Below are 20,924 nucleotides of genomic sequence, written 5' to 3' on the forward strand. Positions count from 1 at the left end.
ATCATATGGCGGGGCATCTTTTTTTTGAAGGAATAGGTAACTAAGACGTATATACGAATATGAGCCGGTGGGGTTAATGAAATGATCATATAGAATAATATGTTTTATTAAAGGAAGGTAATATGTTTGTATCCAGCATCACGGCTGGTAGGGCGTCAGAAACATCCGGCCAGCATACTTTGTGATTGGTTAAACAAAAAATCCGGAAGATGAAAAAAAAGCATACAGCAAGGATATCGCTAAAGAATCTTTCCCTTACTGGTTGTATCGCGGTTTATATCATGTCAGCAGGTTGTCGTGGATCTGTCAGGCTGCCGGCCGCACAGCGACAGGTGGACAGCCTCCCGGCGTCAGCATTAGCAACATCAGCACCTGTTGTGGCTGAAAATCAACTACCCGCTATACTGATCGCACCCGGATTGCTAAAGCCCTATACCTGGCGGAATGAGATGATTGATTTACCCGATTCCACGCAGCGGGACAAGTTCAGGATGTTAAATGGCATAAAAGCCAATGTAAACTGGTCGGGCATTGTGCCCCTGGAAGAAGGAGACTTTGAATGTTATACCTTCTCTCTTATCAATAAGAAAGATACCCTTTTCCGGATAGACAGCGTTTTTAAGGTATGGCTGCCGGAAGCAGGTGGCGACTGGGTCAGTATACAGTTGAAGAAAGAAGTGGCGGAAACCAATAGCCCGGGAACAGTATACCTGGTTAGTATTGTAAATGGCGAAGCTCTGGTGGTGGACCAGGACATACATAATGTCACCAATGCGCCGATTGTTAAAGTGGAAGATGTAACCTACGTGTTTTACGTCAAAGATGACAAAATCTACAGGTATAATATCGCGGAAAAGAAAACGTCCGCCATAGCGAAGCTAAAGTACAAGGATATAGACGGTGAAAGTATCGATCCATATAAACTGGAAGTAATGCAAACCGCACCGACGCCGGGTTTCAGGTTGGTTTTGCATTATAACGGCAGATACTACTTTATTCCTTTTTCGATTGGGTAACATTTTGTGATTGGTCCGATACTTTTCAGGGTATATCGAACCAATCACATATTGTTGATGCTTCCCCGATTATTTTTTCTGATTCAGTTTTCCTTCCAGTTCCTTCATCCGGTTGTCCAGCTGAATAATATACAGGCTCATTTCCTCCATCTTCTTTACCAGGATTTTATTGATTTCTCCAACATCTTGACCCTGTGTTTCTACTTCCTTTGCGGCTGGTAAATCCGGCAGGTGTTTGTTTTCCGTGATATAGCGGGCCAGGTCGGAAATAGGGCGTAACTCAAACTCAGGACTAAATACATAATCCGGCCAGTTGTCGGTGCTCACCTTTACCCTGTTGGTGAAAATATCGCCATTAACCATGAGCTGCGATTTTTTTGTGGGAGAGCCGATCGTTACATTGCCGGTGGTGTAGTTGGTACGCAGTGCATTGGAGAGGTTGACATCATTTTGCACCGTGAGGTTAAACGGAACATCATACCCTTGCGTGGGAGCTGCTGTTATTTGCTCCAGCCGCTGATAGGCGCCGCTAATCGTTACTACTTCATAAATAGAGTAACCAACATAACCACCATGATAAATATAAATATCATAGGAGGTAGGTGCCGCCCCGGCTACATTGGGGATGATCTTTATCAGAGATACAGGTGCTATATAACCGGTGCGTGTAGCATACGCGCTGAAAGGAAAGCCGTTGACCATAGAAGATCCGTTGCTGGTACGGATGTACAGCTCTGTCTGTCCCATCTGGGTTATCCCTGCGTTATAACCGGTGCCTCCATGGAACCGGATAGTAGCGGTTGAACCTTCCTGTGGCATCGTCAGTGTACCAAGCTTGATCCAGGCGTAATTAGCCGTGTTGGCGTTATACATGTGACCCACTATGGTAGGATTTTGTGCGCCGGCCCGGAAGCCTGCAAGAAACAAGGGAAAAATAAATACCAGTAACAGGCTGCTTTTTACCGTGCAACGAATAACCGGGCTTTGCGAAAAAAAACGTAGTGGGAGTGTAGCTACCGATAGGGCTAACTTGCTTAAGTTTATCATGTTGTATAGGTTATAATTAGTTGGTGACAAAAATAAAAAACTAACGTTACATTTACTCAAAGCAACTACATAACAATAAATGGATACCCTATACCCCGAACTGGAAGACTATATTTATCGGTACTGTGAGAAATTTATGACGGAAGATGAGTTAGACGCGAAGAAGGCCATCAGTTATGGTTTCAACACACAGTCTGAATCAATTCTTGCCATCATGCGGCAAAAAGGATGGATCAGTGACGACCCAAGGATACTGGCCATGATTGCAGATGGAAATCAGGCGTTGAAAGACAGTATTATAAAGCGTGTATGGAATGAACACCGGCATGAGTTGCCCTTAAATCTCTGTCCGAAGTGCCACAAAATTGCCAGGACGCCACAGGCCCGTCAATGCCGCTATTGTTTTCATGACTGGCATTAGGACGGGCCTGTGGCAGGGAGGAGATGCAATGAATACGCTAGACTGTAAAATCAGTTGAAAAAGTATCTTCCTTCCAGTTTTCCATTTGTGCCTGTAATTGCGTAATCCTGGTGCTGGCGCGATTGAATGCATCACTGCCCAGAAACAGGTCCATGGGGGGATTGGGACTAGCCACCAGTTTCAGGAAGACAGCTGCCATTTTATCCGGATCGCCCGGCTGGGCGCCGCTCATGTTGCTGATCTTATCATGGTACTCCCGTAAATGGGCGTAGTCCTCTATGTGACGCTGGCGGTACGCGATAGAATCTACCTCGGCAAAATTCGTTCTGAAGGCGCCCGGCATTACATTGGTCACATGAATTCCCAACGGCTTCAGGTCCGTTACCAGGGCGTTGCTAAGACCGCTCACCGCAAACTTCGCGGCGCAATACACGGTCCATCCGATGCCCGGCGCAAAGCCCGCAATGGAAGAGATATTGATAATATGCCCTGACCGCTGTTTTCTCATGTAGGGCAACGCCTGCTGTATCACCCGTACCACGGCGAAAAAGTTGACCTGGAAATTTTCCTCGATTTCCGCTGAGGTAAGTTCTTCCAGCGCGCCGCCCAATCCATAGCCGGCATTGTTGACAACTACGTCCAGCCGGCCGAATTTTTCTAGGGTTTGCTGAAGTGAACTGGCCACTGACTGCTCGTTTTTCAGGTCAACATGTAACGGCAAAAACCTGTCGCCATACGATTTAAATGCTTCCAGTGCCGTGGTGGACCTTGAGGTGGCAGCTACGCTATGGCCTTGTGTTAACAGATCTTTCACCAGGGACAGTCCCATTCCTTTGGATGCGCCGGTGATGTACCAGACTTTTGTATCGCTCATAAATTTCTTTTAAGAGCAAAGTTACCGCGTCGATAGCCATCGTTTTTGTGGGATACAAACCATTATTTGTCAAATTCAAACCTGTCTGAAGCCGGAGGGATTCATAGAGGTCTGTTTTTTGAAGAAGTTGTTGAAGTGTGCCTGGTCTTCGAAGCCCAGCACGTAGCTGATTTCGGCAATGTTCCAGTTGGTATGCCTTAACAGGGCTTTGGCTTCTGCGGTAAGGCGCTCGAAGATGAGCTCGGTAGTGGTGCGCCCTGTGGTTTTCCTGATGGCCCGGTTGAGATAATTGACATGAATGGAAAGCCTTTCTGCAAAGGCTTTCGGGGAGCGCAGTTCAAACCGTTGCGATGCAGACTCAATAGGGAACTGACGTTCCAGCAGTTCTGTAAACACCGCGGTGATCCGGGAGGCTGCATCAGGATGCTCATATATGTTATTCGCCGGCTGGAGCTTCATCGCGAAATAAATTAGTTCGCTGACGTAGCTCCTGATCAGCTCGTACTTAAAGACGTAGTCCGAGTCCAGCTCCCGGATCATTTTTTCAAAAATACTTTTTACTTCTTTCGTGGTTTCATCGTCCAGGCCAAATACGGGCTTCGATGCCATGGTAAACAAAGGCAATTTGCTTACGTTCAGGCGCGCGTATTCCTTGAAAAATTCATCCCTGAACACACAGAAATAGCCGCCGGTATCAGGATGCAAAGGGTCGTGGGTGTACGGCACCAGCGGATTGAAAAAAAATAAGGTGTTCCCGCTTACAGGAATACTTTCGTCGCCATAGTGGAACACATTGTCCCCCTGAAAAAGCATGATCTTAAAGAAGTCCCGGCGGATAAAACTGGGCGAAGTAATGCCTTTACGGACCCTGTCTTCAATTCTGAAAACATTGAACTGTCCGATGTTCTTTTGAAGGTCCTCCGATAAGCTGCCAAACTTATCCCTGTAAAACTGTTCGAGCGATTCGGGTGCTTTTGCCATAAATCAGTATCACCTGCAAAAATGAAACTTTTTTTGGCAACCAGCTAAATTTTACAAAAAGGGAGCGTTCAGAAAATCATTTAGCGGTTTCAGGCATTTATATATGGCAGCAAACTTTTTAGGGGCGTCGTTTTCCAGCAGCTCCTTATCAGTGACAGGGCGCGTGGCCACAAAGTGTTTCAGCTTCAGGTATTCCGCCATGGGATCATCTTTGTCAAAGCCCAAGGGAACACGTTTGAGTTTATCATCTTCACTCAAACTTCCGAAATGGTCACGGAAATTTTTTCCAAGTATGATCTTTTTGAATGCGTCAGCATTATATGAAATTTCTTTCCGGAGCTCTTTGAGTTGCGTATTGTCAAGCATATAAATGCCGCCGGCCAGAAAGGACTGCCCGGGCTGGATGTGGAGATAGTAACCTGCATGGCCGGAGCCAATGCTGGCGCCGAAATTGGTTTTGTAAGGATCTTTATTAGCAGAGAACCTGGTATCGCGATATATCCTGAAAAGTGATTTTTGGGCGTCCACGTTACCGATTGCGGTATCGAATCCGGACATTTCCTTTATCAGCTCCTCTACGAATGAGGCACAGTCTTCACGGGCGCTGGTATAGCGGTTTTTATGCGCAGTAAACCATTCCCGGTTGTTGTTCTTTTCCAGGTCTTTCAGGAAATGCAGTACAGATATTTTCGAAAGCATACGAAAAAAGTACCGGTTTCTCCGGTAGGCGCTACTTCCAGCGGCCGTGTCAGTTGCCCGATGACAAAACATTTTGGCAGAACGATGCTATCGCCGTTGTCAGTGTACCGTTTGTACGGATCGCCATAGTGGAAGATCATTTTCATTCTGCCATCAGGAACGATGGTATTTTTCAGGGGCGTTGTTTCTTTGGGGCTTTCCAATGTCCAATAACATTCAACAAGCGCCGACAGGTCGGTATGCGGTTCATATATCTGACGGTCCATTGGATGGGTGGGTGTTTAATAGATGGTGATGATCTTCTCTTTTCCCTTAAAGGTAAATTCATCTCCTGTTTTTTTATGTAATAGTTGCAATGCCAGCGGGGAGGCGGGAGAGAGGAACACGACCGTTTCCCCATTGACGATCTGTTTGCCGAGGCCGCCGCCAATAAAGAAGTTGGTGGTGGTAGACCGTATGAATGCGCCCGCAGCCGGAGCGTTATAGATTACCTGCACATTGATCATACGAAGTGTATGCAGGCTTTCCTGGTGGGCCAGCAGTTGTCTGGCATGCATATCTTTTTCCAGGTGGCTCATGGCCCTTGCTGTTTCGTATTTGTCGCCGGCAGAACTTTTCCCTTCCTGGTTGGCGGCAGCCTGGGCCTCGTCCATGGCCTGCTGCGTGATGGCGATGCGTTGAAGGATAATCTGCTCACAATAGTTTTTAAGTAGAAGTTTATGAGCGATCTTTTCTTCCATCATCATGAGAATAACTGAATTTTATGTTCTGTGTATACCGGGTGAAGGTAAGATTTTATTTACGGGCAGCCATCATGGCCGATAACCATTTTGACATCATCAGTAACACGATCGCAGATACGCCGCCCATGGCCACAAACAGCAGGAAGAAATCATAGGCATTGCGGATGGAATATCCCAGGAAAATAACCGTCCTGCCATGTTCAGGGTACAGGGTACTTAGCACGCCGGCAAATTTGTTGGCAGCGGCCGTAGCGAGGAACCAGACAGCCATCATTAAGGAAGAAAATTTAAGCGGCGATAACCTGTTGACAAGGGAGAGGCCTATCGGTGAGAGGCAGAACTCTCCAAACGCATGCAGGGCGTACATCCCGGTGATCCAGATAATGCTCACTTTGGTGCCGGGCGCAATGTCCTTTACACCAACTGCGATCCACAAATAGCCGCATGCCAGTAATAACAGGCCAATGGCCATTTTAACGGGAGCGGAAGGTTCATATTTTCCCAGCCTGGGCCATAACCAGGCAAAGAAAGGTGCAAACAAAACAATGTAAATGGAGCCGAGAGAAAGGAAGAGGCTGGGTGGTATTTCTCTTATTAAAAGGCTGTCTTCCTGTCTTATCAATAAATATATGTCCGTCCCCGTTATGCCCGCCAGGAAAAACAATAGCAGTCCGTATACCGTCAGGCGCAACGGCCGGTCTGCCGGGGACGACAGCCGCTGTTGTGCTTTGCGGAACAGGGCGTACAATGTGTACAGCAGCAAAGCCGATACCAGCTGAATACACCATATGGGGATGCGCCAGTTCAACTGCCTGTCAGTTTGCTCATCTGTGAAAAATGTCAGCGAAGCGCCGGCCTGCTCGAACGCCGCCCAGAAGAATATCACAAAAAAGGAAACGATAAAAATCACTTTGATGCGCTGTTTTTCCGCATGGGTGAGCGACCTGTCTCTGAAGATAATCACTGCTATCAGCACCACCGCGGCCAGCATGAGGTAAGAGAGATAGTTGATCACAGTGGCGTCCAGGTATAACAGCCCGATCATCAATAACGCGAAAAGCACCAGCCCGGCGATAATAGCGGCAGGCTGCAGCAGTTTTACCGGTACATGTTCGGGCGTAAGCCCCAGCACCTTGCCATCGGGAGCCGTCACATACCGGTGATGGAAAACTACCTGTACGGCTACACTGATGATCATACTGATGCCGCCGGCTAAAAAAGCCCATTTAAAATCAGCAGGATTACCGGTATCACCTGCCAGCCCGCAGATAATAGGCCCCAGCGCCCCGCCGGTATTAATGCCCATGTAAAAGATGGTATAGGCGGTATCTTTCCTGTTATCTCCGTCGGGATACAGCTGCCCTACAAGCGAGGAAATATTCGGTTTAAAAAAGCCGTTACCAGCAATCATGCAGCCCAGGCCGGAGAAAAACAACAGCAACGACAGAGAAGGGTAGCTATGAAACAGCGAAGCACTGGCAAAGAGGATGATTTCCCCCACGGCCATCACAACGCCTCCGATAATGATAGAACGTTTGTTGCCCCAGTAGCGGTCGGCGATATAACCGCCGAGCAGGGGCGTCAGGTAAATGAGGCCGGTATAACTGCCATACAGGTTGGCGGCAAATACCTTGCTGAACAGCAATGCCTTGGTCATAAACAGGATCAGCACTGCACGCATCCCGTAGTAGTTGAACCGCTCCCACATTTCAGTGACAAACAGGATATAAAGACCTTTAGGGTGAGATACCGGTCCGGAAGTTTCAGGCATAGCGTTATTTTTTTCAGTACGTGGTCCAGGATATAAATATGCTGTTTCCTGACAGATATGGCTTCGCAGTAATTAGCAGAATATACTTTCATTTTAACCAGCTTATCCAGTCTTGTCCGGTCTTAACACCTTTTTAACCCTTCCACGGTTATTTTTGAAAGAAAAGAAGAATGCCCAAAATATTACTGTCCCTTTCTTTTATCCTGGCTGCCCACACGCTGTTTGCCCAGAAAGCGCTCACAAAAAGATATCCCCGTGATATATGCCTTCGCGTTATTGACAACGCAGCCGAAGCGTTGGCAACATCTCAGCCCGGAGTTTACCGTTACTATTCCAGAGCGGAATTTAAACGATACCTTGACTCCCTGAAGACTACCGTGAATGCACCTATGACGGAACTGGAGCTATACCGCAAGCTGAAACCAATGGTGGCACGCATCGGCTGCCTGCACACCGATCTTATCACCGGCGCAAACTATAAAGGCTGGCTGGACAAATCTCCCAACCTGTTGCCTTTACAATTATGCTGCGATGGTAACCGGGCATTTGTGGTGAAGAACTATAGTACTGACAAAACCATTGTTCCCGGAGATGAGCTGCTGGCCATCAATGGCAAAAGCATACCGGAAGTGCTGAAGTTGTTGCTGCCGGCCATTCCGGCCGACGGCTATAATCAAACCATGAAATACCGGGCGCTGTATCATATGTTTCCATCCTGGTACCGGTCCGTCATAGAGGTGACAGATACTTTTTCGCTTGCTGTGAAACAACATGACCGCGAGGTGCTAATCACCGTCCCGGCAGTAATGAAGAAGGATATCGCGCAGGACGGGTTTCTGAAGGAGTTCAGCTATCCGAAGCAACTTGCTTTTGAGGTGACAGGCAACACCGCAGTTCTGACGATACATTCTTTTGCTAACTCGGCGATAAAACGGGGGGACCAGCAGTTTAGGGAATTTATGGACAAAACATTTGAGGAGTTGCGTCAAAAAGGTATTCCCAATCTGGTGGTTGATTTACGGTATAATACAGGGGGCTCAGATGTAAATGCCGCTTATTTTTCCGGTTTTTTCTTCGATAAGCCTTACCGGTATTGGGACCGGATTGAGGTGACGGATAAAATCGCAAAAAAAATCAAAGGGATAGCGGGCATCTGGTACAGGAAACCTGTCCTGAAAGATTCAGTCTGGCTGTGGCAGAAGGGTAAGACGGTGAAGGACTTTGATTTTTTTGAAGTACAGCAGCCATCTCCCTACGCTTATAAAGGAAAGGTGTATGTGTTGATCAACGGCTTTTGTATGTCGTCCTGTGCGGATGTGGCCAGTGTGCTGAGCAGCCATAAAAAAGCTGTTTTCGTCGGTGAAGAGACAGGTGGCGGATACCAGGGGAATAATAGCGGTCTTATGCCGGGCGTGAACCTGCGCCCGACGAAAATGGTGCTCACCGTCCCTTTACAGGGATATTTTACTGCTGTAGATCCCAAAATAAATTTCGGCAGGGGAACAATGCCAGACTATCCCGTGAAAATGACAATAAATGATATCATCAGCGGGGTGGATAAATCTATGGAATTGACCATGGAGTTGATTGCCGGGCAGTCAAGACAGGAAGTTGCTATTTCTCTTTGAGGCGTTTGGCATTCCAGTGCCTGAACATTTTTTCCCGTTCCTGCATGATAGCCGCCATTTTTTCTTCGCCTAATGTTTCTGAAAGAAGGTCATCTATCGACTTTTGTTTGACGGTAGACAGTATTTCCTGGTGTTTGGTTTCGGTGTCCTTCAGGATATTGACGACTACTTGTTTGTCTTTGTGATCAATGTCATTGTACATCAGCAAGGTGGGTTTGTGCAGCAGCTGGTACACTTTGAAAAGGATTTTTTCTCCGGTTTTGGTGACGCTGACCAGCTTGGCCCGCTTGTCTTCCGGGTCAGTTCTCTCGGCAATATATCCCAGGTTTTTCAGTTTGTTGAGTATATCGATGCCGGTAGTCTGTTCCGTGAAATTGTATTGTATGACTTGTGTTTTCCTGACTTCTTTCAGGTGATAGATGGTATTCAGAAAATAAAACCATTCCAGCTCAAACCCTGGCAGCTCTTGCAGCGCCATTTTGGAATAGGCCGTCTGCATATTTGCCAGCCTTCCGATCAGTTTCGCAAAGGTGGTGTCTATATCAGGAGGCGTCAGTCCGCCGAACAGGTCATTATTGCTTTCCTGCGCTAAATAATACATGCAAAATGCGGTGGCTGAGGCAGTACCGTTTTTCTGCGTGTATTCTTCCCAGGCACTGATGAGTTTCGTGAGTTCTCCCATAATTTATATCGAATTCGAGGTAAAAATAGCAAAATAATTTGCCAGAACCGATTTTATGATGATATTTGTATCGAAATAGATGTATTTTAAATTAAAATGGGACGAAAACGATTGAATTGTTCAGTTGTCTTTCGTTTTAAAAAGACGATAAAATGATGAATATCACGACAAGCTACCTTACAAGGGCGGAACTATGGCTGTATATCACCACGCTGGTATATTTTCTGATGAACGGGGCGCAGATATTTGAGACACTGGTATTTGTGCCCAAATGGGCCGCGGCGCCGCCGGACAACTTCAAACTATTATTGGACGGGAGAGGGGCGAGCCTGAAAAATTTCTGGATAGTATTCCATTCACTGCATGAGGTCACCTTTATACTGGCGATTATATTTTGCTGGAAAATTGACTTCGCAAGAAACTGGTTGCTGGTATTGTTTGTCATCCACTTTGCGGTCAGGGTATGGACACTTGCATTTTTTGCGCCCAACATTATCAATTTTCAGCAGATAGCTGAAACACAGGCTGTGGTAAAAGACCTGGCAGCGAGAACAGCACGCTGGCAGCTGCTGAACTATATTCGTGTGGCCATTTTTATGGCAGTGTCCATAGGGCTGGTTCCTTTATGTGTCCGGTTATTTAACCTGCGCCCATAAAAGATAAGCCTTCAGGCACCATCGCCTGAAGGCTTATCTTTTTATACAGCACGGCAACTATAATTATTTGCAGGGGCCGGTCATGTCCATGGTATTTCTGGACGAGAGGCTTTGGTTCAGTGCGTTGCGCGCCATTTTTTGTACATAATCCCGCCTTTCATCAGTGGAAGCTGTCACCAGATTGCCCTGAACAAGGACAGAGGAAATCGGGAAGCCTTCCTGCCCTTCAATGATTTGTACCTGCCAGGTGCGGCCACCGCCCGCAATAGCGCCCATTACTGCCAGCCGCACAGAGCCGTAGTCGATCCGGAAAGGAGGAAGTTTCCATAAATCAAAAAATGTCAGCTGGTCTATTGCGCTTTGCGCATCGCTGATGTTATTGTCTGCAACGTTATCCGGATAGTAGGATATACCACCTTGCGGAGTGATGGTGATGGTACAATTAGGGTCGTTTGATAGCTCGGAGCCTATGGCTTCAACGGGCTGTGCTTTTCCTGTCATAGTGATAGATTTTAATTGTTAGGAAATGGTTATGAGTGTGAGATGATCTCAACTGTATTGTTAAAGAGGAGGATTATATGAGATATTTTACTTTGGTTACTTTGAGAATTGAAAAAATAGTTGAATGCCAATGACAACCAATATCGAATTTAAACAAAAAAAATACTTCCGCGAAGCAGGTGGAAAGATAATGTTACCTTATATATGATGTATTGGTGATTTGACTTTCTTCGTGCGTTCGTTTCATTTATGTTTAGGTACTGGCTGAGGCCCGGTGGTCGGTCCTTTCACCACCAGCCTGCCGTCTGGCAAGACTTTCATCCGGTCTATAAATACCACCCGTTCTTCACCGGTGGCCATCGTCCGGGCATGATACACACAGAGCATCTCCTTACCGTCAGGTGAATACGTAATGCTGTTGTGGCCTGTTCCTGTCACCACGCCGCCTTTGTCTGTATTTTTCTGCAATACAGGATTGTTGGCTGCTTTGACAAACGGGCCGAGCGGGCTTTTGGAGGTGGCATATCCCACTGCGTAGTTTTTGCCACCGAAATAATTGGCGGAATACATCATGTAGTAGGTGTCCGCTTTTTTAAAGATGACAGAACCTTCTGTCCAGCGGCGATTGACTTCTTTGGACGTAACGGAGCGGCTCTCCCATTCCGCTTGTTTATCGTCCATCTTCACCGGCGGACGAAGCAACAATACCGGTTCTCCGATAACCCCGCTGAAATCCGGTTTAAGTTCAACACCATATACCCAGCTTTCTTCTATCGTATCAAACCAACCTTTTTTTCTTGCCCAGTCAGCCACTTCGCTTTGCACCGGATGTTTGTAGCAGCAGCGGGAGTAATAGAGATAAATCTTACCGCCGGGGTCAAACAACACATTGGCATCAATCACCGGATAACCCGGATCAAAAACAGGTTTGTCGGACAGGTCGGTGAAAGGCCCGGTAGGGCTGTCTGACACGGCCACCCCTATACGAAAATTTTCCAGTTCTTTGCCAGGATTGTTTTTCCATTGCGCGCTATAGAACAAATAAAACCGCCCCTGATGTTCATATACTTCAGGCGCCCAATAGGCGCCATTCCAGGCGGCAGTGGAATCGCTCCAGCCGTTGCGGTTGCCTGCATGAAACACCTGTCCCTCGTCTTTCCAATGCACAAGGTCGGTGGACGAATAAGCGGCAAATCCATTTTTGGCCACACCTCCGGTGCCGTACATATAGTAGGTGCTCGCTTTCGTTTGTAACACGTAAGGATCGCCAAACTTTACCGGCAGCGGATTCCGGAAGGAGCCCCCCGACTGCGCAAATGTTCCGGTGTATTGGAAAAGGCTGGTTAACAGCAGGACAATCGTGGAATTTTTTACTTTGTTCATGGCGTACATGTCAGGTAGACAAATATAACCGCTGAAAATCAGAAATGAAAGCGATTTTATGTAAATTGCGCCCGCCCAACGGGTACGGCTGTACTTTTTACAGTGCTGTAGCGCCCATAGCCCGGATGAATTGAAAAATCTGATTATATAACCCGAATATTAAAAAATGGAACAACCCAAAGGATTTACCAGAGAAGGTAATGTGTACAAAATGAAGCCCCAATACGGATTTAGTATTATAGTCATCACGCTGACGCTGGGCTTTGCCTATTTTGGCTTTCATGTCAAATCTGCTGCTGTGATGTGGCTGTTCCTGGCCGCAGCGGTGATGTTTATATTAAGCGCCTTCACCAAGTCGCTGGTAATCGACATGGACAGAAAAGTGATCAACGTGAAAATGGCCCTGTTAAGACCGGCCTATACCATACCTATTGAGGATATTCAGCATTTTGAGTTGTATTCCATCAGAAGGAATTTCATTACCACCAATACCACCCTGAATGTATATTTCCTGAAGGATGGAAAGGAAAAATCAGCTTCGCTGGCGCAGGGTATCACCAAAAGGGCCATGCAGAATGTTTTAAATGATATTGAGGAAATAATTGGTGCGCATGAGTCTTCAAAATGAGTTAAATGTAAGGATAATGCCTGGCATGATTTCCTTGCAGCCTAACCGCCGGTTGGCATCCAGCCTGAAATGGTACGTGATCATCGCTACCGTGGCGGGCCTTTTCCTGGCCGTCTTTTACTCCAGGCTGGGAGATACGCCCATAGTACTGTGCAGCGCCCTGATTATCTACCTCGTTATTCAAGGTTTGATAGATTATTTCTTCCGGTATAATGTCCGCTATGAGTTTGACAAAGCTACCAATGCTGTATATAGGGAGAACCCGCCATTCGGGAAAAAACAGCTTATGAAGCTGGACGAAATGGCAATCATTACCAGTTCGGAATCCGGCGACTGGCACTATGCGATAGGGATCAAAAAGCGGCAGCTGGTAAAAAACTATAAGATCAGTCCCACTTTTGGCGGAGGAAAAGCTTCCGCTATTATGGTGGCGGAATTTGAAGAAGGGATACTGGGGCCCATCATGGCGTTGCTGCCGTCGTCTTCGCAGTGAAAAGAAACAACATGATACTTCCTGAAATCCGTGACAAGCGATTTATCACCGTCCGTCGTGGGGTACTTTCTTTACCAAAACCGGATTGAAAGCGCTGGTGCTGGTCCGGGCGGACTATAAAGGCCGCTCCGTATCAGGAGCGGCCCCGGGGAAGCTTGTCAGGCGTTGTTCATTTGGGCAGTACTATTGTCATCCGCCGCCAGGAAGAGGTCTTCCATGCGCAGGGCGTCATCCAGAAATTCACCGCCTTCGCCGGTATTGTGCGGGGCTGTATGAAGCGGTACCAGCGAATGATCGTCGTGTAACTTTAGTTTGAACGGATGCAGAAAAGTGAAATGCATGACTGTTCAGTTTAGAGGTGAAACATGTCGTGATGAGTGTCAGGCGTTGGCCAGCTGGCTGCTCAACCAGTTTTCAAAATCGATGGCGCCTAATTTCGCCTGGCCGGCCGGCACCAATGCCGCATAGCTGATCCTGGCCCCATAGTATTGCAGGTTTTGGTTGGGCTCGACTTTACGGGGATCGTTGCCTGCTTTGAGGTAACGGGTAATCAGTTCCGGCATGGTGAAGCGGCCGGGCCCCGCAATTTCCTGAATGCCGTTGACGGGCGCTGCCAGCGCAGCTTCTGCCACAAAAGTAGCCACGTCTTCTGCTGCAATAGGCTGAAACTGCAGATCAGAGATATGAACTACGTTGCCCTCTGTGGCCTGGTTCGCAATACCGCCAATGAACTCAAAGAACTGCGTACTGCGGATAACGGTATATGGCACGCCGGATTGTTTGATCAGGTCTTCCTGTACCTTTTTAGCGCGCATATAGCCGCTATCCTGCATGAGGTCTACGCCTACGATGGAAAGCGCCAGATGGTGTTTTACACCTGCTTTGATTTCTGCTGGCAGCAGGTTGTTGCCGGCGGTGCGAAAGAACGCCATCACTGCGTTGTCTTCAAAAGAAGGGGAGTTGGCCAGGTCCACCACAACATCCGTACCTGCCAATGCCTGGTCCAGTCCCTCTCCGGTAATGGTATTAATGCCTGTTGCCGGTGAAGCGGCGATGACCTCGTGGCCTGCCTGATTAAGTTTGGCGACTACTTTGCTCCCGATGAGGCCTGAGCCTCCGATGACTACAATTTTCATAAGTTGATGTTTTTCGTTTGCAGTCAGGAAGTCCAGTTAAATGCCATAAGTACAAAACGTTGATAATCAGTTTTGTGCAGGATTTCAGACCATTCTTTTTTCCCTGTATTTCGTGAAAGCACGATATTGTTCACGATATTTAGTGAGACGGCCGCTACGTCAGTTACGGGCGAAATAATCAGCCTTCGTGATGCCCAGCTTTTTTATTTTGGAATGCAGCGTGTTACCCGGGACCTGTAAGACCTCCGCAGCGCCCCCGACGCCGGAAATCTTGCCGCCGCAGCGTTTCAGCACTTCGATGATATAGCTGCGTTCCATCTCTTCCAGCGAGCGGTTCGTGGGATAAGCCGGATTTTGTTGTACTGCCATGCTTTTCCGGGGGATGTCAATATCCTTCAATATGCCATCGGGTGATAGCAGCACGCTGCGTTCTATCAGGTGCTCCAGCTCCCGCACATTACCGGGCCAGCTGTAACTGTTTAATTGTTGTATGGCCCCGGGGGCAATCTGACTGATTTTCCGGCCGGCATTGCGTGCATATTTTTGAACGAAAAAATTGGCAAGCGGTGCAATGTCTTCGGGCCGGTCGCGCAAGGGCGGCAGCGTGACAGGAAACACATTCAACCGGTAGTAGAGGTCCTCCCGGAACTGACCTTTCCGGACAGCCTCTTCAAGGTGGCGGTTGGTGGCGGCAATCAGCCGGACATCCACTTTGATGGTTTGTTTACCGCCGACCCTTTCCAGCTCCCGCTCCTGGATAACGCGCAATAACTTAGCCTGCGCTTCCAGTGGCAGTTCCCCGATCTCGTCAAGAAACAATGTGCTATGGTTGGCCAGTTCAAACTTGCCGATATGCCTGTCTGTAGCCCCGGTAAAGGCGCCCCGTTCATGTCCGAACAACTCGCTTTCTATCAGATTGGCGGGCAGCGCGGCGCAGTTGACTTTCACCATCAGTTTGTCCCTACGCGTGGAGGCGTTATGAATTGCACGGGCAATCAGCTCTTTGCCGGTGCCGGTTTCACCCAGTACCAGCACTGTGGTGCCGGATGTGGCCACAAGCGACACCAGGCGGTAGACCTCCTGCATGGCAGCTCCGTTGCCCACGATTTCAGAAAAATTATAGAAAGTCCTGATCTGTTCTTTCAGATAATCGTTTTCGTCTTCGAGCTGTTTTTTGTAGGCCAACAGTTTTTCATTGGCCTGTATATTGGCGATGGCGATGGATATCTGCGCGCAGATACCTTTCAGCAATAGTTTACTAAGCTTATTGGCCAATAACCAGATAGTGCCAATATTTCGGTCACCCACCCGCAGGGGAAAGCTGTACATGTTTTTTAAGCCGGTAGTAGCCCATAATTTAGCATAGTCATTACCACTGTTGATTTCTTCTGCTACATTGAATATCAGTCCTTCTCTGCTGGCCAATACCTTTGACGTATAGGGTTCTTCTATAGTAATCTTCCTATTCGACATCTGGTCAAATGTGGCTTTAGTGCCGCCAAATAACGTCGGATCACACATGAACGTAGACAAATGGATATTATCATCGTCAATCAGCCTGATCATAGCCAGTTTGGTGCCCATGGTCTTATCCAGCACTTTGAAGATGGCGGCCTGCAGGTCTGTCTGGGACCTTACGAGCGCGATCTCATTGCTGAAATCCAGCAGAAAAGACTTTTCCCTCTCCGTTTTGTGGATCTCTTCATTTTTGATGATATTGGACACCGCACCCGATAACTGGGGAACAATACCATTGATAACACTTTTGAACTCATGGGTGAAGCTCCCCGGTTTGTCGGTGTACATATGAATAAAGCCCATGGGCTTGTCTCCCATCATGATTTTGGTCATGAGGATTTCTCTTACCCCTTTTTCATAATTGACCTTTAGAAAAACAGGGCTTCCCGGTTGGTCCATGATGTCTTCCAACAGAAATGAGACAGGGCCTTCGGCCTGTAATATAGCCTGTATAAAGGGCTCATTCAGGCGGAAGTGGGCCTGTATTAATTCCGGGTACATGGGATGTTTCCGGATGGGAGAGGATTCATTGTCCAGCAGAAAAGGAGTATAAGTTCCGGCCTTTTCATCAATAAGCGTGATGATGGTATGGGTGAAATAAAAATAACGTTTGAGTCGCCTGGAGAAAAGGAACAGCAGATCGTTTTTATCTCTGACCCTGGTGATATCATTACCCAGATCAAGCAACATCTTTCTTTCCTGTTCGAGCACTGCCTGGGAGAGAACAGGCAGCTGAGGCACCTGAGGTTTGTCTCTTTTCATGAAGTCGCGTTAAGTCAGGCCTAAATATAGTGAATAAGCTGGCAGTTATACTTACTCGTTAGTATTCCTGTCCGGCGGCGTAACTTTCAACAGGTGCTGCACAAAGAAGTCATTGCGCCTGCTCCGGCCATAAGGGCCGCCATCGCTGTGTCCCATGCCGGGTATGGGAAGGAAGTCAAAGGTCTTGTTGCTTTTGATGAGCGCGTTGATCACGCGGTAGGTGGATTCCGGCGGTACGTTGGTATCTGCTTCTCCCACTATCAGCAGAAGATCGCCTTTCAGTTTACCGGCATTGGTAACGTTGGACTGTTCTTCGTAATGTTTGCCAACAGGGTAGCCCATCCATTGCTCATTCCACCACTGTTTATCCACGCGGTTGTCATGGCAGCCACAGGAAGACACTGCCGCCTTGTAAAATTCCGGATGATGGAGCAGGCCGCCGAGCGCATTTTGGCCGCCGGCGGAAGTGCCGTACAGTCCCACTCTGGAGGTGTCCACAAAAGGGTATTTTTCAGCGAGGGCTTTGATCCAGCGGATACGGTCGGGGAAACCAGCATCGGCGAGGTTTTTCCAGCATACGTCATGAAACGCCTTGGAACGGTTGGCGGTGCCCATGCCGTCTATTTGTACAACGATAAAGCCCAGGTCGGCCAGGCGCTGCATGTCGATGTAGTAACTCATAAAGCTTTTAGGCACAAAAGCGTCGTGCGGCCCGGCGTATATGTTCTCGATAACAGGGTACAACCGTGTGCTGTCATAGTCTGTAGGCCGGCACATTATACCCCAGATGTCTGTTTTGCCGTCCCTGCCTTTGGCATGAAACGGCTCCGGGAAAGGTACGCCGGTGGCCTGCCAGCTACTGACGTCGGCTCGTTCGAGCACAGTGATGAGCTTTCCGTCGGCGGTACGGCGCAGTTCATTCACCGGCGGAACATTTACCTGGGAATATTTATCGATATAGTATTTCCTGTCGGGAGAAAAATACACCTGGTGATTTCCTGCCGCGGGCGTCAGTTTTGTCAGCCTGCCATCGTCTATGCCTATACGATAATAATGAACGAAGTAAGGGTCTTCTGCCTGCTCCATGCCACCGGCGCGGAACCATATCTCCCGTTTTTTAGTGTCTACACTATCGATGCCGCGTACCACCCATTCGCCCCGGGTGACCTGCCTTTTAATAGCGCCGGTGAGTGTGTTGACGAGGTAGATGTGCCGCCAGCCGTCTTTTTCAGAGGTCCACAACATTTCATTGGTCTCCGGCAGATAATGTGTATAGAGACGGGACTCATAAATAAAAGTAGGCGATTGTTCGTCCAGTACGGTACGGGTATTGCCAGTCAGTGCATCTGCTTCAATGACACGAAAACGCTGATGGCCCCGGTCCACTTTCTCATATAAAAAATAGCGAGGCTGGTTGTGCCGCCAGTGTAACACTGGTGGACCGAAGAAGTCCAGCGGTTCGGCATCTGCCCTGATCACCTTTTTACCGGCAACGGAAAAAACATATAGCTGATAGACCGGAAAAGGATCGCCGGGTTGTTTGTAGGGCTGGGAACGCAGCTGTCCGCGGGTAGTGCCGGCTACGTCTGTCAGGATATGGTACACCGGCGAATCTACGACAGGGCGGGTGAGATAGCCGACAAAATATTTGCTGTCCGGCGACCACGCGAGCGCTTCATAGCGGGCTGCCTGCCCGCTGTCAGCCCCATTGGTGGTGAGCTGTGTCAGTGTACTGTCTTTGGTGGATTGAATATAGACGTTGCCGTTAATGATACGGGCCATCCATTGTTTGTCCGCGGATACAGAATCTGTTTCAAAGTCCTGCCAACGGGAGGGCGCACGCTGCACAACCGGCGACTGCGGCGTGCTGCCGGCCGTCAGCCGGTTGATCCTGGTTGTGTCTCTGATGACTTCCTTACGGCCGGTGAGGGCATTGACCAGGTAATAGATTTTCGTAGAGTCCTGACTGTTATTGTTCACGGCATACCAACACTGTTCTCCTCCGGGAAACCAGCTGGCCTCCACGTTATGCCGCACTATCTTTTTGCGGGTAAGGCTGTCCAGCAACTGTACTTTCCTGTAGCGCTGCATCATTTCCGCATGATCGGGCAGATAAGGTTGTTGTGCCAACAGCGCGGCGCCGGAGAGGCAACAGGTGGCCAGTGCTCCCCAAAATAAGCTGTATTTCATATTGTCTATCGTGTGTAGCGCGTAAATATAGGGATCGTAAGGTTCCGTTGTTAGCGGTTATTGATGAATTGTACGCGTATATTGACCTAAAACGGGTGACTACAAAAATATCAAGTGACAGAAATTTTTTATCATTTTTGATTTATTGACTAGCTTAGACATAGAACTTTTTAGTTGTTAAATCTCTAAACCTGTAGCCCAACTATCCAAATATCAACACTGATCTCATATAACCGTTAACCTGTGCGGTAGTATCCTGTACGCCTGATATTATGTTACCCACATTGTTCCTGTCATGAAAATGACGCTGGCTCGTTAATCATTATTGTTAATAAAACCCTCAGAAATGCCATGAAATCTACGATCCTTTTTTGTTTTGCTTTCTTTTTCTCCCTGCTGGCACATGCGCAGCTGATAGGGGAGACCACGGTATGCCCGGATACGCAGTATCCCTATTTTTATGCAACCACCAGGCCGTATTGGACGATGAGCTACACGGTGATCGATGGCTATGGTAATGTCCAGCCGACAGGTACTACCTGTTATATCAGGTTCCCGAATGATCAGCCTAAAAAGCCTCGTATCCTCACCAGGATATCATGGGCCGATGGAACAACATCGTATGATACTTCCGGAGTAATTACGGTATTAGCCATTGGTAACCCCATAGCCTATACGACCATGACAAAGTCGTTTCCCTGCTCATTCCGGGGAGCCACCACCATTACCATTAACGGTGTTCCAAGAGGAGACTTTTATGATGTGACCAATGATGCCGGCTGGCCTATGACCCGTGTCAGCGCCAATCAGTTTACCATGGACATTAATAGTGGAGCCGAAGGTACGGTAACGCTCAGTGCGCGGAACGACAGTTGTAACAGGACACGCAGTGAGACGGTCAGGATAGCCAGGCCTAAGCCTTCATTGGGCGCTATTACGGGCCCTAGTGTTGTTTGTGATAATAGTTCGCAGACATTCACTGTGCCGCCCTTTCCCGACGCTGTGTCCTATACATGGAATGCAGATAATGCCAATGTCAGGATTAACGGTCAGGCTCCTCCTGTTACAACTACAGGAGCCGGTGGTAACAGTGTTCAAATATCGTCTGTTGGAGGCATTTATCAGGCCAGCATTAGTGTAACTGCTTCGGGCGAATGCGGTAACAGCAATACAACTGCTAAAACTGTAGGTACCGGTACACCACCCATTGATTTTATTTCAGGGTTTGCCCGTAACGGTATAATCTTTAATGGAGGGGCGAGCTATGAGTTTTCTGTAGCACCGCCTGCAAACAATGGAACAATACTGGATATTGAATGGGACGTGATCGGAGGGACTATAGAGGACTATTACAATAATAAGCGTATGATTTATGTGCGGATGAACAATGTTTCCAATCCTACTTTCCCAGGATCGGTCTCTATGTACGTAAAATGGAAGAACGAATGTGGGTGGAGTACAGCTTTAAACAGGACAGGCAGGCTCAGCTCCAGTGGTGGCAACACTTTCATGGCAAGTCCTAATCCGGCCAACAACTACCTCAATATAGAAATGTCCGGTACTACCGCCACCATAGAGAAAACCGCGGGAGTACAAGACGCCAGTGATATCATCCTGTATGATATGTACTATAAGGAAATCAAAAGAATGAAGCTGTCCCACGGCGCTACCAGGGCGGTGATGGACGTACAGAACGTAAAAGAAGGAACTTATATCCTGCAGATAACCAACGGAAAAGAAAAACAGAGCAAGGTGGTGATCATCTCTCACTCCCTGTAATCACTCAAAATTGTAT

At 48.0% G+C, this 20,924-nt stretch carries 21 protein-coding genes; 7 read left to right on the forward strand and 14 right to left on the reverse strand.

The annotated features are described in order from the left end of the window. The first annotated feature begins 209 nt into the window (after window positions 1–209). Window positions 210–1,016 carry a hypothetical protein gene (locus HGH92_RS27510; protein WP_168874023.1) on the forward strand — a complete coding sequence of 269 codons (807 nt, stop codon included), beginning with the start codon at window positions 210–212 and terminating at the stop codon, window positions 1,014–1,016. A 69-nt stretch (window positions 1,017–1,085) separates the two neighbouring features. On the opposite strand, the gene HGH92_RS27515 is transcribed toward HGH92_RS27510, so the two are convergent. After that, window positions 1,086–2,063, reverse strand: coding sequence for a hypothetical protein (locus tag HGH92_RS27515; RefSeq protein WP_168874024.1), 978 nt, complete (start codon window positions 2,061–2,063; stop codon window positions 1,086–1,088). 79 nt (window positions 2,064–2,142) lie between these two features. Here HGH92_RS27515 and HGH92_RS27520 point away from each other — a divergent pair, with 79 nt between their 5' ends. Next, a complete protein-coding gene (locus HGH92_RS27520; RefSeq protein WP_168874025.1) occupies window positions 2,143–2,484 on the forward strand; it encodes a hypothetical protein in 342 nt (113 codons plus the stop codon). A gap of 37 nt (window positions 2,485–2,521) precedes the next feature. Here the strand turns inward: HGH92_RS27520 and HGH92_RS27525 are convergent, their stop codons facing one another. From HGH92_RS27525 to HGH92_RS27550, 6 genes are all read right to left on the reverse strand, one after another. After that, entirely contained in the window at window positions 2,522–3,358 is an 837-nt protein-coding gene (locus HGH92_RS27525) for an SDR family NAD(P)-dependent oxidoreductase (RefSeq protein WP_168874026.1), read from the reverse strand. A 75-nt stretch (window positions 3,359–3,433) separates the two neighbouring features. Continuing rightward, entirely contained in the window at window positions 3,434–4,339 is a 906-nt protein-coding gene (locus HGH92_RS27530; protein WP_168874027.1) for a helix-turn-helix domain-containing protein, read from the reverse strand. Window positions 4,340–4,390: 51 nt separating this feature from the next. Then, window positions 4,391–5,038 (reverse strand): DUF2461 domain-containing protein, encoded by a 648-nt coding sequence (locus HGH92_RS27535; protein ID WP_168874028.1) that lies wholly within the window; start codon window positions 5,036–5,038, stop codon window positions 4,391–4,393. Continuing rightward, window positions 5,005–5,304: a DUF6597 domain-containing transcriptional factor gene (locus HGH92_RS27540; RefSeq protein WP_168874029.1), complete on the reverse strand. Its 300-nt coding sequence runs from the start codon at window positions 5,302–5,304 to the stop codon at window positions 5,005–5,007. The genes HGH92_RS27535 and HGH92_RS27540 overlap by 34 nt, the downstream gene beginning before the upstream one ends. Window positions 5,305–5,319: 15 nt before the next feature. Continuing rightward, window positions 5,320–5,784 (reverse strand): GreA/GreB family elongation factor, encoded by a 465-nt coding sequence (locus HGH92_RS27545; RefSeq protein WP_168874030.1) that lies wholly within the window; start codon window positions 5,782–5,784, stop codon window positions 5,320–5,322. Between the two features lie 49 nt (window positions 5,785–5,833). Next, the gene (locus HGH92_RS27550; RefSeq protein WP_168874031.1) at window positions 5,834–7,552 is read right to left on the reverse strand and encodes a peptide MFS transporter; all 1,719 of its coding nucleotides are present in this window, start codon (window positions 7,550–7,552) and stop codon (window positions 5,834–5,836) included. A 170-nt stretch (window positions 7,553–7,722) separates the two neighbouring features. Here HGH92_RS27550 and HGH92_RS27555 point away from each other — a divergent pair, with 170 nt between their 5' ends. Beyond that, window positions 7,723–9,180 (forward strand): S41 family peptidase, encoded by a 1,458-nt coding sequence (locus tag HGH92_RS27555; RefSeq protein WP_168874032.1) that lies wholly within the window; start codon window positions 7,723–7,725, stop codon window positions 9,178–9,180. Here HGH92_RS27555 and HGH92_RS27560 read toward each other — a convergent pair. Further along, window positions 9,167–9,862 carry a MarR family winged helix-turn-helix transcriptional regulator gene (locus tag HGH92_RS27560; protein WP_168874033.1) on the reverse strand — a complete coding sequence of 232 codons (696 nt, stop codon included), beginning with the start codon at window positions 9,860–9,862 and terminating at the stop codon, window positions 9,167–9,169. The genes HGH92_RS27555 and HGH92_RS27560 overlap by 14 nt on opposite strands. A gap of 152 nt (window positions 9,863–10,014) precedes the next feature. Between HGH92_RS27560 and HGH92_RS27565 the strand changes: the two genes are divergently transcribed. After that, window positions 10,015–10,518 carry a transposase gene (locus HGH92_RS27565; protein WP_168874034.1) on the forward strand — a complete coding sequence of 168 codons (504 nt, stop codon included), beginning with the start codon at window positions 10,015–10,017 and terminating at the stop codon, window positions 10,516–10,518. 63 nt (window positions 10,519–10,581) lie between these two features. Here HGH92_RS27565 and HGH92_RS27570 read toward each other — a convergent pair whose 3' ends face one another. Next, window positions 10,582–11,019 (reverse strand): hypothetical protein, encoded by a 438-nt coding sequence (locus HGH92_RS27570; protein WP_168874035.1) that lies wholly within the window; start codon window positions 11,017–11,019, stop codon window positions 10,582–10,584. Between the two features lie 243 nt (window positions 11,020–11,262). Next, window positions 11,263–12,402, reverse strand: a complete 1,140-nt coding sequence (locus HGH92_RS27575) for a glycoside hydrolase family 43 protein (RefSeq protein WP_168874036.1) — start codon at window positions 12,400–12,402, stop codon at window positions 11,263–11,265. Window positions 12,403–12,568: 166 nt separating this feature from the next. Between HGH92_RS27575 and HGH92_RS27580 the strand changes: the two genes are divergently transcribed. Together HGH92_RS27580 and HGH92_RS27585 are read left to right on the forward strand one after the other, a co-directional pair. Continuing rightward, window positions 12,569–13,030: a hypothetical protein gene (locus HGH92_RS27580; protein ID WP_168874037.1), complete on the forward strand. Its 462-nt coding sequence runs from the start codon at window positions 12,569–12,571 to the stop codon at window positions 13,028–13,030. Window positions 13,031–13,046: 16 nt separating this feature from the next. After that, window positions 13,047–13,523 carry a hypothetical protein gene (locus HGH92_RS27585; protein WP_211092758.1) on the forward strand — a complete coding sequence of 159 codons (477 nt, stop codon included), beginning with the start codon at window positions 13,047–13,049 and terminating at the stop codon, window positions 13,521–13,523. A 158-nt stretch (window positions 13,524–13,681) separates the two neighbouring features. Here the strand turns inward: HGH92_RS27585 and HGH92_RS27590 are convergent, their stop codons facing one another. The 4 genes from HGH92_RS27590 to HGH92_RS27605 all read right to left on the reverse strand — a co-directional run bounded on the left by HGH92_RS27590 (window position 13,682) and on the right by HGH92_RS27605 (window position 19,129). Next, window positions 13,682–13,864 (reverse strand): hypothetical protein, encoded by a 183-nt coding sequence (locus HGH92_RS27590; RefSeq protein ID WP_168874039.1) that lies wholly within the window; start codon window positions 13,862–13,864, stop codon window positions 13,682–13,684. Between the two features lie 39 nt (window positions 13,865–13,903). Then, window positions 13,904–14,659, reverse strand: coding sequence for an SDR family oxidoreductase (locus tag HGH92_RS27595; protein WP_168874040.1), 756 nt, complete (start codon window positions 14,657–14,659; stop codon window positions 13,904–13,906). A gap of 159 nt (window positions 14,660–14,818) precedes the next feature. Then, complete coding sequence (locus HGH92_RS27600; RefSeq protein WP_168874041.1) at window positions 14,819–16,939, reverse strand: sigma 54-interacting transcriptional regulator; 2,121 nt, start codon at window positions 16,937–16,939, stop codon at window positions 14,819–14,821. A gap of 51 nt (window positions 16,940–16,990) precedes the next feature. Next, entirely contained in the window at window positions 16,991–19,129 is a 2,139-nt protein-coding gene (locus HGH92_RS27605; RefSeq protein ID WP_168874042.1) for a S9 family peptidase, read from the reverse strand. Window positions 19,130–19,480: 351 nt separating this feature from the next. On the opposite strand from HGH92_RS27605, the gene HGH92_RS27610 reads away from it, so the two are divergent. After that, window positions 19,481–20,908 (forward strand): T9SS type A sorting domain-containing protein, encoded by a 1,428-nt coding sequence (locus HGH92_RS27610; RefSeq protein ID WP_168874043.1) that lies wholly within the window; start codon window positions 19,481–19,483, stop codon window positions 20,906–20,908. The last annotated feature ends 16 nt before the right edge of the window (window positions 20,909–20,924 follow it).

Origin of the sequence: Chitinophaga varians (assembly GCF_012641275.1) — a bacterium.
Lineage (GTDB): Bacteria > Bacteroidota > Bacteroidia > Chitinophagales > Chitinophagaceae > Chitinophaga > Chitinophaga varians_A.

Bases quoted from the DNA above. Each gene is read 5' to 3' on its own strand.
- HGH92_RS27595 (WP_168874040.1), bottom strand. From the start codon at position 14,659: ATGAAAATTGTAGTCATCGGAGGCTCAGGCCTCATCGGGAGCAAAGTA.
- HGH92_RS27600 (WP_168874041.1), bottom strand. From the start codon at position 16,939: ATGAAAAGAGACAAACCTCAGGTGCCTCAGCTGCCTGTTCTCTCCCAG.
- HGH92_RS27555 (WP_168874032.1), top strand. From the start codon at position 7,723: ATGCCCAAAATATTACTGTCCCTTTCTTTTATCCTGGCTGCCCACACG.
- HGH92_RS27540 (WP_168874029.1), bottom strand. From the start codon at position 5,304: ATGGACCGTCAGATATATGAACCGCATACCGACCTGTCGGCGCTTGTT.
- HGH92_RS27610 (WP_168874043.1), top strand. From the start codon at position 19,481: ATGAAATCTACGATCCTTTTTTGTTTTGCTTTCTTTTTCTCCCTGCTG.
- HGH92_RS27560 (WP_168874033.1), bottom strand. From the start codon at position 9,862: ATGGGAGAACTCACGAAACTCATCAGTGCCTGGGAAGAATACACGCAG.
- HGH92_RS27605 (WP_168874042.1), bottom strand. From the start codon at position 19,129: ATGAAATACAGCTTATTTTGGGGAGCACTGGCCACCTGTTGCCTCTCC.
- HGH92_RS27525 (WP_168874026.1), bottom strand. From the start codon at position 3,358: ATGAGCGATACAAAAGTCTGGTACATCACCGGCGCATCCAAAGGAATG.
- HGH92_RS27585 (WP_211092758.1), top strand. From the start codon at position 13,047: ATGCCTGGCATGATTTCCTTGCAGCCTAACCGCCGGTTGGCATCCAGC.
- HGH92_RS27510 (WP_168874023.1), top strand. From the start codon at position 210: ATGAAAAAAAAGCATACAGCAAGGATATCGCTAAAGAATCTTTCCCTT.
- HGH92_RS27515 (WP_168874024.1), bottom strand. From the start codon at position 2,063: ATGATAAACTTAAGCAAGTTAGCCCTATCGGTAGCTACACTCCCACTA.
- HGH92_RS27590 (WP_168874039.1), bottom strand. From the start codon at position 13,864: ATGCATTTCACTTTTCTGCATCCGTTCAAACTAAAGTTACACGACGAT.
- HGH92_RS27580 (WP_168874037.1), top strand. From the start codon at position 12,569: ATGGAACAACCCAAAGGATTTACCAGAGAAGGTAATGTGTACAAAATG.
- HGH92_RS27520 (WP_168874025.1), top strand. From the start codon at position 2,143: ATGGATACCCTATACCCCGAACTGGAAGACTATATTTATCGGTACTGT.
- HGH92_RS27535 (WP_168874028.1), bottom strand. From the start codon at position 5,038: ATGCTTTCGAAAATATCTGTACTGCATTTCCTGAAAGACCTGGAAAAG.
- HGH92_RS27550 (WP_168874031.1), bottom strand. From the start codon at position 7,552: ATGCCTGAAACTTCCGGACCGGTATCTCACCCTAAAGGTCTTTATATC.
- HGH92_RS27565 (WP_168874034.1), top strand. From the start codon at position 10,015: ATGATGAATATCACGACAAGCTACCTTACAAGGGCGGAACTATGGCTG.
- HGH92_RS27570 (WP_168874035.1), bottom strand. From the start codon at position 11,019: ATGACAGGAAAAGCACAGCCCGTTGAAGCCATAGGCTCCGAGCTATCA.
- HGH92_RS27575 (WP_168874036.1), bottom strand. From the start codon at position 12,402: ATGAACAAAGTAAAAAATTCCACGATTGTCCTGCTGTTAACCAGCCTT.
- HGH92_RS27545 (WP_168874030.1), bottom strand. From the start codon at position 5,784: ATGATGATGGAAGAAAAGATCGCTCATAAACTTCTACTTAAAAACTAT.
- HGH92_RS27530 (WP_168874027.1), bottom strand. From the start codon at position 4,339: ATGGCAAAAGCACCCGAATCGCTCGAACAGTTTTACAGGGATAAGTTT.